An 18829-nucleotide genomic window follows, 5' to 3' on the forward strand; every position below is an offset into this window, starting at 1 on the left:
TTTGACAAAGATAAACTTTCATTGCAAGTATCCTAATTTGATGTGCAGATTAACATAAACAACCGCATAGGTTTTAAAATCATCCAAAGCATACTTAATTTGCCTGAAATAGGAAAATAACAATAGTGTTTGTATAGCCATTTCCCCACTTGCACAACTATTTCCCCTGTGTGAATAATTTAAAGTATTGATTAAGCTGAACGTGTTTGTTTAAACAACATTTAAACCCCTGTTTTATTGTCAAATTTTCAATTCTTTACGCGTTTAAGCTATTTGCAGGAGGAATTGAAGCTACTTATCTCAAATCGGCAACTTTTTTGCAATCCCTGCGTAGAAGTCGCTTTATTTCTCTTTGGTTTATTTATTATCTCTATGGTAATTTATATTAACTGAATGTATGTTTTTTGTTAAGGCTTTTTTGTGCCGTTTACCCCTAATTGAAATTTTGATGAAAAAAGTATTTTTGGTTTTTTTAGCATTGGTTGTCTTGTTTATTAAAGACGTAAGAGCACAGGAAATCCCGATGTATGGGCCCGATCTTAATCAAAAATCCTTACGTATTAACATGGGCAGCCAGGGCGTTGGTGCCGAATTTGGTTATGGGATAAATGCCAAAACGGCGCTAAGGCTGGGGGCTAATTTTATCCCATTATCTGCAAATAACGCTGTTAACGTTTCGGGTTTTAATTCCACCTCCAGGGTGTCGGCTTCGTTTTCAAACGTACATTTACTCGCCGATTTTACGCCCTTTGCAAACGCTCACGGATTTAGGCTGGTAGGTGGCGCAGCCTATTTTATGAACGCCAATGGTAATTTGCAAATGCAGCCCAAAAGCGATTACTCTTACGGTGACATTGTTGTACCCGCGGCCGATGCAGGTAATCTTAACATGCGCGTTAACTGGAAAGGCGTTGCGCCGTACCTGGGTTTTGGCTTACTTAAAGCCTTTCCTAATCACGCGTTTAATATCAATTTTGATTTGGGTAGCTATTATTTAAGACGCCCGGATGCTAACATTGTCGGCACAGGTTTATTGGCCGGTAATTCATCACAGTCGGCGCAGCTTCAGCGCAATTTAAAAGATTACCGTTTTTTACCGGTACTTCAGTTAAACTTCAATTTCAAACTCTAAGCATATACTCATGATGAGCAAGATCCAGAAACTATTGTTTGTGGCATTGATAGCCCTTGCGGGTTGTAAAAAGCCTACCGATAATTTAAAAGTAGTGGTTGATACAGATATAATTAAGTATACAGCACTAATACAGGTAACTGATGCTGCCAACGGCGTAAGCGCGCCTGCAAATGCCACATTAACCGTTAGCGGTGCCGATGCCAATGATATCTACGAAATATCTGGTAAAAAGCAATTTAAACTAACCAACGGTATCATTACCATTGGTCCCGACCCTGACGCCGCGCCTACAGCTGATAAAACCGCAAGCTGCAATATTCAGATTAGCGCTCCCGGCTATAATACCACAACAAAATCGGTAACGTTTACTGCCGATCAAAAGCAACAGATCATCAATGTAAGCATGGTTAAAACTGGTGGAACAGTTACCGCGCCGCCGGTATCAAAACCACAACCGGTTTATGAGTCGGTAAGCCTTAATTTTACTGGTACCTGCGCCAGCCGGAAAGACGTAGAGATACGCCCGAGCATGTACCTGTTTTACAGGGAAACCGGCACCAATGCCGCGTACCAATACCTGGGCTATATGGAAAAAGGTAGCATAACCGTAACCACGCTTCAAAAAGGTAAAACTTACGATTTTCAGCTTATATACGGTGGCAAAAGCTACACTCAAACGCAACTCATAGATGAAACCAATTACGATGTGAAGGTTGATATGGGGGATGCCTGTAAAGATTTTTAGTAAGATAGGCAGGCATTTGGCCGGATTTTCAAATACTTATACAAGTAGCTTTAAGTTACCAACGCTTGCATTTTTATCCACAAACATTCGTAGTTACGGGGTAAAATGTTTAATTTTGAAGGTTGTTCTACTAAATAAATATGAGCGAAGAAAATCAGGAAAAATCCAATTATTCAGCAGATAATATACAGGTTTTAGAGGGTTTAGAGGCGGTGCGTAAGCGTCCGTCCATGTACATTGGTGATACAGGCGTAAAAGGTTTGCACCATTTGGTATATGAGGTTGTCGATAACTCTATTGACGAAGCCCTTGCCGGTTACTGCGATACTATAAACGTTACCATACACCCGGGAAATTCCATTACAGTTGTTGATAATGGCCGTGGTATCCCTACTGGTATTAACACCAAAGAAGGTAAATCGGCGCTTGAAATAGTAATGACCGTTTTACACGCTGGCGGTAAGTTTGATAAAGATACTTACAAGGTATCCGGTGGTTTGCACGGTGTGGGTGTAAGTTGCGTTAACGCGCTATCAACCCATGTAAAAACTGTTGTTTACCGCGAAGGGAAAATTTTTACACAGGAGTATGAGCGTGGTAAGCCGCTGTTTGATGTTAAAGAAATTGGCGTATCAGACCGTACCGGTACCACACAAACTTTTCAGCCCGATCCGGAGATCTTCCAGTTTACTACCGAATATAAATATGAAACCCTTGCCGGTAGGTTACGCGAGCTTGCCTTTTTAAATAAAGGTATCCGCCTTACTTTAACTGATGAGCGTATGCCTAATGAGGATGGTAGCTTCCTTTCTGAGGAGTTTTACTCTGAAGGCGGCTTGCGCGAGTTTGTGAAGTTCCTGGATGGCACCCGCGCCTCAATTATTCCGGAGCCTATTTACCTTGATGGTATAAAGAATGGTATCCCGGTTGAGCTGGCTTTCCAGTACAACGATACTTATTCAGAGAATGTATTCTCGTACGTAAATAACATCAATACTATCGAGGGTGGTACCCACGTAGCTGGTTTCCGTCGCGGACTTACCCGTACCCTTAAAGCATATGCCGATAAATCGGGCTTGCTTAAGAATATGAAGGTAGAGATCACCGGTGATGACTTCCGCGAGGGGTTAACTGCCGTTGTATCTGTAAAAGTACAGGAGCCACAGTTTGAAGGCCAAACCAAAACCAAATTGGGTAACAACGAGGTGATGGGCGCTGTAGATATGGCTGTAGGCGAAATTTTAGGTAACTTTTTAGAAGAAAACCCTAAGGAAGCCAAGCTGATTGTAAACAAGGTGATCCTTGCGGCTACTGCCCGTGCCGCTGCCCGTAAGGCTCGCGAATTGGTACAGCGCAAAAGCGTAATGACGGGTTCTGGCCTGCCAGGTAAGCTATCTGATTGTGCTAATAATGATCCAACCCTTTGCGAGTTATACCTTGTGGAAGGTGACTCGGCGGGTGGTACCGCCAAACAGGGCCGCGACCGCGAGTACCAGGCTATTTTACCTTTACGTGGTAAAATCCTGAACGTGGAGAAAGCCATGGAGCACAAAATTTACGAAAACGAAGAGATCAAGAACATGTTTACCGGCCTGGGCGTAAGCCGCGGTACACCTGAGGATGATAAAGCGCTAAATTTAACGAAACTGCGTTACCACAAAATCATCATCATGACGGATGCCGACGTGGACGGTTCGCACATTACTACGCTGATCTTAACTTTCTTTTTCCGTTATATGAAGGAGTTGGTTGAGGCTGGTTATGTGTATATCGCTTCGCCGCCGTTATACCAGGTTAAAAAAGGTAAAGAGTTTGAATACTGCTGGAACGATGTACAACGCGATGCCGCTATACAACGCCTTAAAGGTGCCGGTAAAGAAGATAGCGTACACGTACAACGTTACAAAGGTTTGGGCGAGATGAACGACATCCAGCTTTGGGATACCACCATGAATCCCGCAACCCGTACCCTGAAACGTGCCACCATCGAAAACGCTGCCGAGTGTGATCATACCTTTAGCATGCTGATGGGCGACGAAGTAGCCCCTCGCCGCGAGTTTATTGAGCGGAACGCTAAATACGCTAAGATAGATACATAGGATTTTAGATATGCAGATGTGCGGATTTCAGATGTGCAGATGTGGGGATTATTTGATAATTTGAAGATTTGAAAATGAAAAACCCTGTTAATCTTTAAATCTGATAATCCATGTTCAGGCAAAATATTCAAGCCCTGCTTTAACAAGCGGGGCTTTTTTGTGGCTGCAAAATGAAGCTTTTAAATTTATATACATAATTTTGTTATGTATATAAATAATTTATACATTTGATTTATGAGCACAAACCCATTGCTGAAAGGTACCCTCCAAACCATCATTTTAAAACTGCTGGAAGGTAATGCCGAAATGTACGGTTATGAAATTACCCAAAAGGTAAAGGAAGTAACTGCTGGCGAGATTATGCTTACCGAGGGCGCCCTTTACCCGGCTCTGCATAAGCTGGAGGCCGACGGTTTCCTGGAAACTTTTACCCAAGTGGTTGATAACCGGGTGCGCAAATACTATCGCCTTACCGAAGAAGGAGGGAAGGAAGTTACCAGTAAGCTGGATGAGGCCCGCTCTTTTATTGACCAGTTGCAGGCATTGTTGAACCTTAAACCAGTTGTAAAATGATGCTAACAAAAGATGAGCTTAGTTGGATTGATGAGCGGATGAAGATATACGACATCAAGTACCAGGAAATTTATAACGAAATTCTTGATCACATCATTACCGCTATTGAAGAAAAACGGAAAGCGGGCGATCAACAGGATATCAAATGGCTTTTTCAGCAGGTAGTTGATGATCATTTTGGCGGCTTTTTTGGTTTGGAAAACCTGGCGACCGGGCAAAAGGATATTTATTTGCAAAGCGTGCGCCGCTTGTGGAACGCCAGTTTTAGATACTACCTTAACTGGCAAATGCTTGTTTTTACACTGGTAGCCATTTTGATAAGTTTTAAACTTCCTGATGTTAAGATGGTAAGAGTTACGTTAATGTCGGGCTGTCTTTTGTTAGCGTTTTCGCCTTTGTTGTATACCTATTTTTCTTTGTCGGGTAAAATAAAAACCATCAAAGGCAAACAATCACTCATCAAAGGGCATATGGTCACCCGCGCCTATGTTCCCGGAGCTTTATTAAATTTACTGATCTACGCGCCTCAGTTTGTATTGTTATTTACCAATAAGGATGATAACTGGAGTTTTTTTAAACACGTACCAACAACGGTTGTCACAGCCATACTAATGGTATTTGTGCTGCTTAACCTAACCGCGATCCGTTTTTGCAAAGAAATGATGGTTGCCAACTCTTTAACCTAAGCGATATTACCCTATGAAATTAGATGCACGCCAGGATGAATTATTGAAACACTACCTGCGCAAAGTGTTTTTATACCGTGAAACTTATGAGGAAGTTTACGATCACATGGTTAGCGCTTTGCAGGAACGGCCCTATACAGTTTCTTTTCAGGATGCTGTGAATGATATCATCCGTCGTGACTTTGGCGGACATAGCAACCTTATTGTTATGGAAAAGAGTTGCAAAAAAGCGATGGTGAAAGAATTGCGTAATAAACAGTTTGGTTACTTTGCAGAATTTTTCAAGTTTCCACACCTGCTGCTTGTATTGGGGTTTTCTGTGTGTGTTTATTTAATCTTTGATAAATCTTTACTAAGCCCGCATACCGTTAGATGGATGTTTTGGGGGATGGCTTTGTTGCCTTACTTTGTTATCCCTTTACGTTTTTTTTATACCGGTTACGTTTTTGGCGAAACAAAAAGATCAATCCGCGATAATATGATGGCCGATTTGAGTATGTTACCAATGCGGGTATTCTTCGCTGTGGGTGCGATATTTGTTATAAATGGAGTGTATAATGCTGCTTACCATCCCAGTACGCTTATGGTAACAGTAGGCGTAGTGTTTTACACTTTATATTTCCTGGCTTATTTTAAATTAAGTAAAGACGAGATTAAAGTAAGGATGATCGGCTAAAATACAATCACATGATTGCTTTAGTTTTGCTTTTACCACGAGGCCTGGTTAGTTTCATCACCTGTTTGCCGTAATCAATAACCGCTTTATACTTCATCAAAATATCACCCCCTAAAACACCCAATACCTGCGGATGCCCCATTTGGCTATAAGCTACGTTGATGGTGGAAAGATCTAAAACGGCTACTTCAAAAGCATCAATCTTAAATTTGCCAATGCGCATGCCTTTGATGGTAGCCGTAAATGATTCCATATTATTAGTGCCCAGGCCCGTTGAAAGCCTGTCGCTGGCGGTTATAGAAGTTGCGGTGCTTGCTTCGGCCAGAATGGCTTGATCAAAAGCTGTTTTTGACGCGCCGGTATCCAACACCATAATAAATGTTTTACCAAATAAGATCACTTCAACAAGCGGATGATAACCATCGTCATGCAGATCAATGATTTGGAGCGGAACGGTCATGTGAGCTAATTATTGAATTACTGAATTATTGATTTATTGAATTGGCAAGTTATAAAAGCTTTGCTCGTATTTACACGGTAATCTGATAAACTTCGGAAAACAGCATTCTAAAATCAATAATTCAGTAATTCAATAACTCAATAATTAATTAAAACGGATATCCTATTGCCAGGTTAAATACGCTCCTGTGCCAGTCAAAATTCCATTGCGGCTCGCCGGCTGTTGCGTAGGGCGAACGGACCGGGATACCTAAATCTGTACGTAAAACCAACACGGTGATGTCAAAGCGTAAACCAAAACCAACATCTACAGCTATATCTTTCGCAAAGTTTTTACTGAAAGCACCGCCTGGTTGGCCACCATTTGAATTGTACAGCCAAATGTTACCTGCATCGGCAAATAATGCACCGCGTACAATGCTAAACAACTTTGGCCGGTATTCAATATTGGCTTCCAATTTGATATCGCCCGATTCATCCGGCAGGAAATTACCCCGCGCTACGTTTGCTATTGGGTTAAACCTACCCGGCCCTATTGATCTGGCCTGGAAACCACGTAAACTGTTTGGTCCGCCGATAAAGAACTGCTGGCTGTACGGTAATTGGGTAGAGTTTCCGTATGGTAAACCTACACCCAAAATTACTCTTGACGCAAATGTGCTGTTTGGTCCGGTTTTATGAAAGTACCTGATCTCGTTTTCCAGTTTTACATACTGATTAAAGGTAGCGCCAAATAGCTTACGTACTTTGCCGGCGGTAGTGTCGGCACCGGTTATCAGGCCGTACAGGTTGTTTGACAGGCTCACTTTACCATTGTAATACACCGTATTTGTGCGGTAATCCTCGGTAGTGTTGGTGTAAGTATATCCGTAGCTTGGTCCTAATATCAATTGCTTATCAATTACGTGCTTCAAAGCAGGGTTGGGCAATACACCAGGATGTTTCACACCACGCACACTATCAAGATACAATTGAGAAACACTTAATGGGTTTACAAACTGAAAATTGACAATGTTGAGCTCATGCGTTCTGTGCGCGTTTTCTTTCCAGTTATAGCCAAACGATGCCGTGTACGAATTTAAATTGTATAGCTTTTGCCGGTTAACCACCGTATAGCCCAGCGATAAATTAGTATGCGGGATATAGGCATTATCGGCCTTTGGGTATATGGGGCTGATAAACCGCGGCCATGACAGCGTACTTTGCAAACCAAACTGGTAAACGTTGTAGCCATTATTGCTGCCGCCCACCTGTACATCGGTGCTACCAAAAGCGGTTACACTTAAAGCTTCGGCACCCATAAAGGCGTTACGGTGTTTCCAGCTTATGTTTACCTGCGTACCGGTGTAATTGGCAGATGTGGTACGACCGAGGATCTCAAACTGTAGCGATTTCTTTTTGTATGGTGTTAAAAAATAATACACATCCAGCTTAGGTGAATCGGGCGTTACATCTTCAAAGCGGTTTTTAACAAACTTGTATGGGCCCAGGTTTACAAAACGGTTTAAGGAGTTATTATGCGCCGTACGGTTATAAACATCATTTGGGTGCAATTGCACGGTATTTGCAAAAGCATAGCTGCTTATGGTTTTTCGCTTTTCAACCACGTTATACCAGCGGTAAGGTTTGGCTTTATCCATCATCAACGATGTATCTGTTAACGAATAGCTTGGATAAACATAAATATTACGGATGGTATAAATTTCCTGTGCACGCTCGGGAATGTCGTTTTTAACTTTCACAAAAATATCAACCTGGTGGCCGGCAATGGTGCTGTCAACTTTCATGATCAGGTCTTCAGGCGCGAAAAAGAAAAAGCCTTCCTCTTTTAGCTTCGCATCAATGCGGATGCGCTCGTTTTTGATCACATCCAGGTTATACTTATCGCCTGGTTTTAAAAAGGTTTTGGCCGCAGAGCCGGCAACCGCGGTATCAATACTTTCATGACCGGTAGGGAAAATTACTTTCCTTATTTTATATCCCGGGCCAATCTGCACAGTGTAAACGGCTTTAGCTGTTTTGCCTTTGCTTACCGTATCGCCGGTAACCTGTGCCTGAAAATAGCTTACGTTTTGTAACCTGTTTTGCAATATGTTGGCGTTTTTAACAAAGTCTACAGAGCTTGCCAATACCGGCGGTTCGCCAAATTTGGTATTAAGCCAGTGAGCAAGGCCTTTTGTTTTTTTAGTTTTGGTGATGTTATAGATATACAGTTTAAACCTTAAGCCCAAAATTGAGCCGTTGGGATATGGCCGTAACAGCGATGTAAGATCTGATGTGATGATGCCCGCTTCACCTTTTTTAAGCGAGTCTTTGTCTGTAATCTTTACTTCGCCACCGGTGTATAGTTTTTGGCCGGGCGCAAGGTATTTGGTATTACTGCAGGCATTCAGCAAAACAGCCAATACTAATAAATATCTTAAATTTTTAATCATGGGCTTAGTGTGTAATGGTGCTATCTGCTTTGGCTTTGTCTTCAGCGGCTTTATCGGCAGCTTCTTTTGCTTTATCTTTTTCTTTTTGCTCCTGTTTGTATTTGCGGCGCATTTCCTTTTCCTGCTCGGTGCGTTTGCGGAAAATCTCACGGAAACGGTTATAGTCAACAGTAAGTGTAAATCCTAAACCAGTTTCAACAACCTGGCCTTGTATCACAATAAACTCGTCTTTACGGTAAGCGCGTAAGGTGTACCGCCCGTCTTTACTAAGTTTATAACCTACAGATACGTCGCCGGCAATATTGGTGGCTTTTTGACCTTGCTGCGCGCCCTCCAGGTTAAAGTTGTTACCAACGGTAACCGTAAGCCTGTCGTTCAGGAATCGTTTAGATAGCCCTACATTTAAATCCGTTCGGTTTGTGGCCGTACCCGATGAGTAATCCTCCCCGGATGTTACACCGAAATTGAGATCTACACCCTCGATTAAATTACCTGCCAGTTTATTTAGCTGATCTGTAAGTAAGCCACTCACGCTATTACGGATGGCACCTTCAATGCCTTCGCTGCCGCCCTGGCTTTGTAATGGGTTATCGCCAATAAAGTGGCCCAATACCAATACGCCAAGCACCTGTTTATTTAGCTCATTAGGATCTTGCCTAATCTGGGTAAGGCGGGTGTTAACGGTATTGATCACATCAGATGATACGGTGTAGCTGCTATCGGGCAAAACAATATCAAAGCTGATATCCGGTGTTAACAATTGATTTTTGAGATTAAGATTTACGTTAAACGGCAGCTTTTGCTTGTACATTGTGGAGTTATCAGAACCTGATAATTGATTTTCAACCAAATCAATAGGAGGTACGTTGGCAACGTAAACTGCTGTCAAATCTATATTGGCGCTGGTTGGGTCGCCCGTCCAAACAATGGTGCTTCCTTTTTTAAATTTAAACGTACGTTTTACGGTGGCGTAAGCCAGGTTGTACGAGCCTGAATTAACCACGTAGGTACCCGTTAAATTTGTTTTACCGCTTGGGTCAATGCCGCCGTTCAGGTTGGCTTCGCCTTTCAGGTGCACTACGTCACCGTTGCGTTCATCAACCACAATGGTAAACGCGGCTTCTTTGCTTACTACAATATTGGCAGACAGATCGAGCCCCTTCACATTTGTTTTTTTGAGCGAATCAAGCTGGTGGGCCAATAAAATAGAATCGAGTTTTGGCGCGTTCTGGTCAATAAATTCCACAACGCCTTTTCTGTCTTCAACACCAGGGTCGGCGGTTGGCAGCACAAAAGTCATGTCAGTTTTATCGTTCACAGTAAGGCTGGCATCAACCACCGGCTTATCCATATTGCCGCGTACCTTAATGCGGGTATCTATGTAAAGTTTGCCGTAAAATAATTTATTATCTGCCTGGGTGGAGTTTACCGCCCTAAAGTTAGATGCGTTGATATCCATCCCGAAAGCGAAATCGGTATAGGTTTTGGTGTAGATGCTGCCGCTGATCACCGCTTTATTATCGGTAGAATCTACCAGGGTGAAATCGTTAAAGCGGATACCTTCTTCATTAAATGTGATACTTTCTTTAGGCATCCTGAAATAGGAATTAAGCATGGCCACATTAAAGCCCACCTTGTTAAAGTTTACATCGCCCCGTACAGATGGAGCGGTAGTAGTGCCCGATATTTTTAACTGCCCCGTTATATTACCTGATGCATTGCGGATACTGCCAAAGCTAAAGCCCTCTATGCTCTTCATGTTCAGGCTAACAATGTTCAGGTTCATATCAAACCTGCTTTCGGGGTTGGTATAGTACGTACCTGTTAAATCCACCTGATTGCCTTTGCCAGTGATGCTTACATTGGCATTATAGGCATTGGCGGTTTGGTTGTTTACTTTGAGGGCTATGTTGCCCACGGTATCGCCTTTAAAGCTAAAATCATTTATGTTGATAGCGGCTTCAAATACCGGAGAAGTTTGAAAATTGCTCACCTCGGCATCGCCGTTTAAAACACCTCCAATTTGCAGGCTATCCTGTTTGGCCATTTTGGTGAGCGCGTCAATGCGGAAGTTGTTGAATTTAACATCTAACGGTGCGTTAAATTCCTGGGTTTTGCTGTTAACACTCAGCACCTGGTTGGTGTTGGTAATGGTAAAGTTATGCGCCAGGATACCTTTTGGTCCGTATTGAAAAAAGTTATCGGCACTAACTGCCCATGGCATATAATCAAGGAGCAAGCCATCGGGATTAAAGCTAAACTGGTATTGGTTTGGTAAAATGCTAAAGGTGCCCGCTATCCGGAAACGTTCCTTTTTAGTATTATCCCGTATCTGCACATTAAGGCCAAGTTTGTTGTTTTGAGCCGCTCCGGAGATACTGGTATAAAGCAGATCGACAGATGAACCAACTTTCACCTCATCAACAGAAAGGTTATAATTAAGCGCGTTGTTGTTAGTGTTGATGTTAAGCGTACCGTGGTTAACCGTATTGGTACCATAAACTACTTTGGGGATTGATCCATTCACAACCAATTCGCCGCTTTCGCTGTTAAAGCTGCCTTTTAATAAGACCGGGTCAAGCTGTTTCAGGTCGGGTGCAAACTGGGTGAGTAACGGCGTTTTAACCAGTTTGGCATCAAACACAAATTGCTGAGGCGAGTATTTGGCAACAACCGCAGGTTTGGTTTTGCCCGTTTTGACGGTTTTGCCTTTGCTATCTTTAGCAGTAATGGCCACCTGTTGCCCGCCTGCTATGGCGGTGTTAAAGTATTTATTAATTACATCCTGCACAGCATCGCCAATTTGGGTAAGCTTGTATTTGCCGGCCATATGGGCTGTCATAATAGGTGTTTTCAAACGCAGGGTGCTGCTATCGGCATTGGCTGTCGATGCCAGGCTTACCGTATCTAATGCTATGCGCTGCCCTTTATTAACCACCAGCAAATCGGTAGCCTGGATGTTGGCATTCAGGTAATCCGGGTCGGCAGTAGGCACATCGGCTACTATCTTGCCGTGAAAGCGCATCTCATCCTTAACAAAATTGAGATTTTTAAGGTTGATGCTGTCTACAGTGAGCGTAGCATTTACAGCCGGATATTTTTTATTGAGGTTGGCTTTGGCATCAAGACTAAAATTAATGTTAGGATCTTTCATACGGGCAACGGCGGTGTAAGCTCCGTTATTTGATGTGCCCTTCATTACCAGGCTTTGGTAAGTATATCCCTTAACATAAGCCTTGGCCACATTGCCATTGAATTTAATACTGGCCGTTTTAGGGTCGATGCCATAGCCTTCCAAATTGGCGGTAAGCGTAATTTTGCCTACCATTTGCGGTTGTTTGGTAAGCGCACCCACATTAAGGTCGTTAACTTTAATATTGGCTTTATAACTGGCCTTTTGTTTGTTTTGCCCGTTTTTAAGGGTGGCAATTACATCTGCCGCGCCATAGCTTGACCGTAGCCCCAGTTTGGTATCAAACGTATACATACTGCCTTTAAAGTTACCCTTAAGGTTCATGTTTTCGGGGATGCTCACATTTGGCGGGATGCTGCCTGCCGGGGCAAGTTTAGCTATGTCGGCCCGGCTGGTGTTAAAATCATTAATGGTAACATCAAAGTAAGCCTTGTTTACATCTGGCAGACCTTTTAGTCTTGCCGATGCTTTAATGTGGGTACTGCTTAAGCCGGTAATTTCAAGGCTTGGGATATCAAGATTATTTACCTGTCCGCTCACCTTGCCATTTATTTTAAACACACTGCCCGGCGATGATTTAAATGGCTCCATGGTAGCCATGGTAGGCATCAGCAGTAATATATCTTTTAAGCCTAACTTGCTGCCATCTAAATTGGCGTTGATACCCAGCGAACCAATGTTTTTGCTGATGGCCGCGATAGACGGGTACCTAACCTGTACAGATTTTTGTAATGTAGTTTGTGGGGTTTCCAACAGCAGATCATTCATGTAGGCGCTTGTTGGCCCGTAAAAGAAGGCTGTATGAAATTTATTGATCTTTAAGCCGCTTTTCTCGCTGAAAGTAAAACTGTTGATTTTGCCCGATATAGTATCGGGGTTGTAAGAAATATTTTCGGCATCGGCATTCAGGTTGCGGATGTCCATATGCCCGAAATCAACGCCTTTGGCAATGGCTTTCTGTGCCTCATTATCAAACTTAATATTATCGTTTTTAAAATTGATTTTGCCCAGTGTAACTTCCCAGCGCGACGATGATGACGGCGAAGCCACCAAAGTATCCAGCTTTCTTACTGTTTTTACAACAGCTTTGGCAACTGTAGTAGGCTTAGCCAAACTAAGGCCTGCTTTGGTGTCATTTAGTTCGATGGTTTTAATGCCTACCTTTTGATGTTTGAGGTCTATCTTATCCATCTCCACCAAAAACTTATTAAGATTAACGTTGGCAGCCATCTCGTTACTTTTGTAATCAACCTTAATTTTTGATACATCAATAACGCCCAGGTTTAAATCAAGATTCAGGGGTTGCACAGCCGTATCAATCTTGGCAGCCTGTGCTATTGATGAGCCTGAAGGGGTTTGAATGATCTTAGCATCAACATCAGATAAAGTGATTTTGGGTATGGTAAATTTCATTTTATCCATATCAAAATCTTTAATGCGGGTATCAAAATGGCCCAACAGGAATTTTACATCGTTGCCGGTAGTCAAATCTTTATATTTAATATTGATTTTATCCAGGTTAATCTTATCTACAGAAAACTTCATGGTCGAGGTAGTATCTGTAGGTTTTACCGGTGTTTTTTGCTGGCTTACAAAGGCTTTAATAATGTACTCAAAGTTGAAAACGCTATCGGCCCCTCTGCTAACATTGGCGGTAATGCCTTGCAAATTAATTTCATTTACCTCAACCTGGTTGTGTAGCAGTTTAAGCATGCTGATATCAACCTTCAGCTTTTCGCCGGCTATAAGGGTGTCTTTTTTTTGATCTTCAAAATACACATTCTCCAAAACCAATAGTTTAGGTAAACCAAGGCTGATGTGCCCTATCTGTACTTTGGTGTGGATTTTATTTTGGAGAAAAGTTACCGCTTTATCTTTAGCAAAATTTTGTACAGCAGGAACCTGTATTAAAATTACTACAAGGATAACCAGGAAAACTACACTTGCCAGTATCCAAAGTAGTGTTTTGAGGGTTATTCGTATAATTTTTTTCAATTGTAGTGTTTTTTCAAAGGTGAAGGACGATTAAATATAGTTAAACAAAAGGCATAGCCCCCTCTAAATCTCCCCCAAAAGGGGAGACTTTAAAAAGTTTTTCATACCCTCTCCTTTGGAGAGGGCAGGGTGAGGCTCTTTTCTTTGTTTTTTCAACAACCAATACCGCTAAGTTGTTTTTTGATAACTTTGTATTTCTACAAAAGATTTGCTGAAAAGGATTAACTATGCCAGATTTTTCTCACTTACACGTACATACCCAGTTTTCATTACTTGATGGTGCTGCCGATATATCAAAGCTTTATAAAAAGGCCGCCAAAGATGGGATGAAAGCACTGGCCATTACCGATCATGGTAACATGTTTGGGGTATTTAAATTTGTGGCCGAAGCCGGTAAGCACAACGTGAAACCCATTGTAGGCTGCGAGTTTTACGTGGTTGAAGACAGGCATAAAAAAACTTTTACCAAAGAGAAAAAAGACGTGCGCCGCCATCAATTGATGCTGGCTAAAAACCCCGAGGGCTATAGAAACTTAGTTAAGCTTTGTTCTTTAGGCTACATGGAAGGCCTGTACAGTAAATGGCCCCGTATTGATAAAGAGCTTATTTTAAAACACCATAAAGGGATAATTGCCACAACCTGTTGCATTGGTGCATCGGTACCGCAGGCTATTTTGAGGGATACCCCCGAGGCGGCCGAAGCCGAGTTTAAATGGTGGCTCGACCTGTTTGGTGAAGATTTTTATATTGAGCTGCAACGCCATGATATCCCCGATCAAAACGTGGTAAATAAGGTATTACTGGAGTATGCTAAAAAGTTTAATGTAAAAGTAATTTGCTCAAATGATTCGCATTACGTGGATCAGCAGGATTCAAACGCGCACGATATTTTGCTTTGCGTAAACACGGGCGATATGCAAAGTACCCCCATAGCTACCGATGAAGAAGGTGGCCGTGGCTACCGGTTTGGTTTCCCTAATGATCAGTTTTATTTTAAAACGCAACAGGAAATGAGCCACCTGTTTAATGATTTGCCCGAATCATTAGATAACACCAACGAGATTGTAGATAAGGTAGAAGTACTGAAGCTTAAGCGCGATATCCTGCTGCCCAACTACATCATTCCGCCCGAATTTAAGATACACAACACCGGGGATGCCGATACGCTGAACCAGTGGGAATACCTGAAGCACCTTACCTTTATGGGTGCCAAGGAACGTTATAAAGATATTTCGCCCGAGGCCGAAGAGCGCATCAACTTTGAGCTTTTCACCATTAAAACAATGGGTTTCGCGGGTTACTTTTTAATTGTGGCCGACTTTATCAGGGCAGGCCGCGATATGGGCGTATTTATTGGTCCGGGTCGTGGTTCGGCGGCGGGATCGGTGGTGGCCTATTGTACCGGCATCACCAATATCGATCCGATGAAGTACAACCTCCTGTTTGAGAGGTTCCTGAATCCCGATCGTAAATCAATGCCCGATATTGATACGGATTTTGACGATGCCGGCCGCCAAAGGGTTATTGACTATGTGGTTGATAAATATGGTAAAAACCAGGTTGCGCAAATTATTACCTACGGCTCCATGGCTGCCCGTACCAGTATCCAGGATGTGGGTAGGGTATTGGATATGCCACTTGCAGATGTAAGCGGCATGAAAAAACTGGTGCCCGAAACCTTAGGTATCACGCTGAAAGATGCCATTGAACAGGTTCCGGAGCTTAAAGAAATTCTGAACGGAAACGACCTGCGCGCTCAGGTACTTCGCGAAGCCGAAAAGCTGGAAGGATCTGTACGTAACACCGGTGTACACGCCGCCGGTTTGATCATTGCTCCTTACGATTTAACAGACATTGTACCCGTTGCAGTAGCTAAAGACTCCGATTTATTAGTTACCCAATATGACGGGCGTGTAATTGAGGATGCTGGCGTAATTAAGATGGACTTTTTGGGTTTAAAAACCTTGACCATCATTAAGGATGCCCTGCGCATGATTAAGCAAAACCACGGTGTACAGATTGACATAGATTACATCCCGCTTGATGACAAAGAGACATATGAGCTTTACCAACGGGGCGATACCAACGGCACTTTCCAGTTTGAAAGTGATGGTATGCAAATGTACCTGCGCGAGTTAAAGCCCGATAAGTTTGAGGATTTAATTGCCATGAACGCCCTGTACCGACCGGGCCCGATAGAGTATATCCCGAACTTTATCAGCCGTAAACACGGGCGAGAACCTATTGTGTTCGATTTGCAGGATATGGAGGAATACCTGGGTGAAACCTACGGTATTACCGTATACCAGGAACAGGTGATGCTTTTATCGCAAAAACTGGCCGGCTTTAGTAAAGGCGATGCCGACGTTTTGCGTAAAGCCATGGGTAAAAAGCAAATTGAGGTACTTAACAAAATGGAGGCCCAGTTTATGGAGGGCGCCGTTGCCAAAGGCCACCCTAAAGATAAACTCACAAAAATATGGACGGATTGGAAAGCTTTTGCCCAGTACGCCTTCAATAAATCGCACTCTACCTGTTATGCTTTTGTGGCTTATCAAACAGCTTATCTGAAAGCGCACTACCCGTCAGAATATATGGCCGCGGTTTTAAATAACCAGAACAACATGGAAAAGATCACCTTTTTTATGGAGGAGTGCCGTAGGATGGGTGTGGAAGTTTTAGGACCGGATATCAACGAGTCGGACATGGCATTTGCGGTAAACAAAAAAGGCCAGGTGCGTTTTGGTTTAACAGGTGTAAAAGGAGTGGGTGATAAGGCTGTAGAAAGTATCATAGAGGAGCGTGTAAACGGTCCGTACGTGTCAGTTTATGACTTCGCAAGGCGCTCAAATACGCGTAGCGTAAATCGTAAATCGTACGAGAATTTGGTTTACGGCGGCGCGTTTGATGGCTTTGGTTTTAACCGTGCACAGTTCTTTGCCAAAACCGATGTTGGCATACTTACCGGTGTTGAACGCCTTATTAAATACGCCAATGATTACCAGAATGTGCAAAGCAGTTCCCAGTCGTCATTATTTGGGAGTTCTGTAGCATCGTATGTACCAGAGCCAACCATGCCCGATGCCGAAGAATGGCCGTTGATAGAAAAGCTGAAATATGAAAAAACGGTAATTGGGATTTACCTTACGGGGCACCCGCTTGATAACTATAAGATTGAGTTAGAGCGCTTTTGCAATAGCACCATCAGCGATTTAAAGACGATGCAAAAAGCCCGATCGGGTGAGGGGGGCGAAGAAGTGATGGGTGCGTTTAACGATTTTCGCAAGCGTGGCGAAATCCGTATTGGCGGCCTGGTATCAAGCGTACAGCATAAAATAACCAAAACGGGTAAGCCATTTGGCACTTTTGTACTGGAAGATTACAATGAATCGTACGAGTTTGCCCTGTTTGGTGACGACTACGTGAAGTTCCGTAATATGATGATGGAGGGGTATTTTTTACATATCAAGGGCAGCATTGAAGAAAAATTCCGTCAAAAAGATAACTGGGACCTGCGTATTCTGGTGATGGATTTGCTTTCAGAAATGCGCGATAAGCTTACCAAATCATTAACGGTTTGTATAGATGTCAATATGCTTAACAGTAAGTTGCTTGATGACATACAGCATATCATTAACGAAAATAACGAAAAATATCCGGTGAAAAATTGCAAGTTGCGCTTCAAAATCAACAATCGTGAGGAAGCTATGCAGGTTGAGTTATCATCCAAAAACTTCAAGGTAAATCCAAGTGATGATTTGTTAGAGGGGATTTTTAATCTCACCAATTTGCAGCCGGTGTTGGGGTAGGGGGCTTGAGATACTTAAATTATTACGCAAGTATGAGTTTTTCCCAATCTATAATTAATGATTTAAAAGATTTGCATTGATTAGTTGTTTTTATTTTTTCAACAATCGTTTGCTTATGGTTTGAATTTAATAGTTCATTCCAGATTTTGAGCATGTTTTCAAAAAATATCTCAGGTTTATTTTTACTGCCATCTACAACGATAACAGATTTTATAAATAAATCGGAATATAAATCTATATCCTTGCCACTGATAAAATTACAAATCGCTCTATGATATGATAGCAATTCATCCATATAGAATGCATCGGTAAATGAGTAGCGCATTATTTCGTTTATTAAGTCCGGATCATTTACGGCCTCTACGGGGTAATGTTGTACTAATAAAGCGATTGTGGCGTCTGCACTTCGCTCATTCATCGTAATTACTCTTGAATGAATTTTTTTAAAGTTTTGAAAATAGTTTTTTGAGAATTTAATGGTGGTAAATTGTGGAAAGAAGTGCACAATATCTTCTGGTACGTCATCTAATCTTCTGAAAATTGCTGTTATTTCTTCGTCCTGTAGAGACTGATATAGGGCGGATAGATTATTTTGAATCAGACTTTGTGTTTCACTTACTGATACCTCAATTTCTTTTACCTCTGTTTTTAATTTTGTTAGTGTTTGAAGTATCTGATTAGCTTCAGCTAAATTTTTTGTTACTCGATTTGCTAATTTTGTGATATACCAACCGACTGATGGTATAGCAACCGCCAAAAGAATTCCAATTATACTAAAAATTGTACTTAAGGCACTCAGAGTACTTTGGGAACTTGATAATTGATTTGATATAGTTCCGTTTCCTACTTGTACCAACGACTTTGTATATTCAATTTCATTTCTGTTTTTTTGAATCTCGTTGTTAAGGTCGGAATTTTGTTTTATAAGTATTTTTAAACTATCGATTTTTGTATTCCCGTTTGCAAAAACGCTCATTGATATTGCGAATAGGATAAGTGATAACAAATATTTCATTTAGGTTTA

At 42.1% G+C, this 18829-nt stretch carries 11 protein-coding genes; 7 read left to right on the forward strand and 4 right to left on the reverse strand.

The genetic code is table 11. The annotated features are described in order from the left end of the window. Positions 1–448 precede the first annotated feature (448 nt). From QWZ17_RS23130 to QWZ17_RS23155, 6 genes are all read left to right on the forward strand, one after another. Complete coding sequence (locus tag QWZ17_RS23130; protein ID WP_290307691.1) at positions 449–1132, forward strand: hypothetical protein; 684 nt, start codon at positions 449–451, stop codon at positions 1130–1132. 10 nt (positions 1133–1142) lie between these two features. Next, the gene (locus tag QWZ17_RS23135) at positions 1143–1880 is read left to right on the forward strand and encodes a hypothetical protein (protein ID WP_290307693.1); all 738 of its coding nucleotides are present in this window, start codon (positions 1143–1145) and stop codon (positions 1878–1880) included. A gap of 140 nt (positions 1881–2020) precedes the next feature. Continuing rightward, a complete protein-coding gene (gene gyrB / locus QWZ17_RS23140) occupies positions 2021–3979 on the forward strand; it encodes a DNA topoisomerase (ATP-hydrolyzing) subunit B (protein ID WP_290307694.1) in 1959 nt (652 codons plus the stop codon). 234 nt (positions 3980–4213) lie between these two features. After that, positions 4214–4552: a PadR family transcriptional regulator gene (locus QWZ17_RS23145; protein WP_290307695.1), complete on the forward strand. Its 339-nt coding sequence runs from the start codon at positions 4214–4216 to the stop codon at positions 4550–4552. Continuing rightward, the gene (locus QWZ17_RS23150) at positions 4549–5238 is read left to right on the forward strand and encodes a hypothetical protein (protein WP_290307696.1); all 690 of its coding nucleotides are present in this window, start codon (positions 4549–4551) and stop codon (positions 5236–5238) included. Before QWZ17_RS23145 ends, QWZ17_RS23150 begins: the two co-directional genes overlap by 4 nt. A gap of 13 nt (positions 5239–5251) precedes the next feature. After that, positions 5252–5914 (forward strand): hypothetical protein, encoded by a 663-nt coding sequence (locus QWZ17_RS23155; RefSeq protein WP_290307697.1) that lies wholly within the window; start codon positions 5252–5254, stop codon positions 5912–5914. A gap of 7 nt (positions 5915–5921) precedes the next feature. Here QWZ17_RS23155 and QWZ17_RS23160 read toward each other — a convergent pair whose 3' ends face one another. The 3 genes from QWZ17_RS23160 to QWZ17_RS23170 all read right to left on the reverse strand — a co-directional run bounded on the left by QWZ17_RS23160 (position 5922) and on the right by QWZ17_RS23170 (position 13996). Then, entirely contained in the window at positions 5922–6374 is a 453-nt protein-coding gene (locus tag QWZ17_RS23160) for a retropepsin-like aspartic protease (protein ID WP_290307699.1), read from the reverse strand. A 148-nt stretch (positions 6375–6522) separates the two neighbouring features. Continuing rightward, positions 6523–8808: a translocation and assembly module lipoprotein TamL gene (gene tamL / locus QWZ17_RS23165; RefSeq protein ID WP_290307700.1), complete on the reverse strand. Its 2286-nt coding sequence runs from the start codon at positions 8806–8808 to the stop codon at positions 6523–6525. Between the two features lie 4 nt (positions 8809–8812). Further along, positions 8813–13996 (reverse strand): translocation/assembly module TamB domain-containing protein, encoded by a 5184-nt coding sequence (locus QWZ17_RS23170; protein WP_290307701.1) that lies wholly within the window; start codon positions 13994–13996, stop codon positions 8813–8815. Between the two features lie 227 nt (positions 13997–14223). On the opposite strand from QWZ17_RS23170, the gene dnaE reads away from it, so the two are divergent. Continuing rightward, positions 14224–17805 carry a DNA polymerase III subunit alpha gene (gene dnaE, locus QWZ17_RS23175; protein WP_290307702.1) on the forward strand — a complete coding sequence of 1194 codons (3582 nt, stop codon included), beginning with the start codon at positions 14224–14226 and terminating at the stop codon, positions 17803–17805. A 22-nt stretch (positions 17806–17827) separates the two neighbouring features. Here dnaE and QWZ17_RS23180 read toward each other — a convergent pair whose 3' ends face one another. Beyond that, a complete protein-coding gene (locus QWZ17_RS23180) occupies positions 17828–18820 on the reverse strand; it encodes a hypothetical protein (RefSeq protein WP_290307703.1) in 993 nt (330 codons plus the stop codon). Between the last annotated feature and the right edge of the window lie 9 nt (positions 18821–18829).

This window comes from Mucilaginibacter flavus (genome assembly GCF_030409315.1).
Classification (GTDB): Bacteria; Bacteroidota; Bacteroidia; order Sphingobacteriales; family Sphingobacteriaceae; genus Mucilaginibacter; species Mucilaginibacter flavus.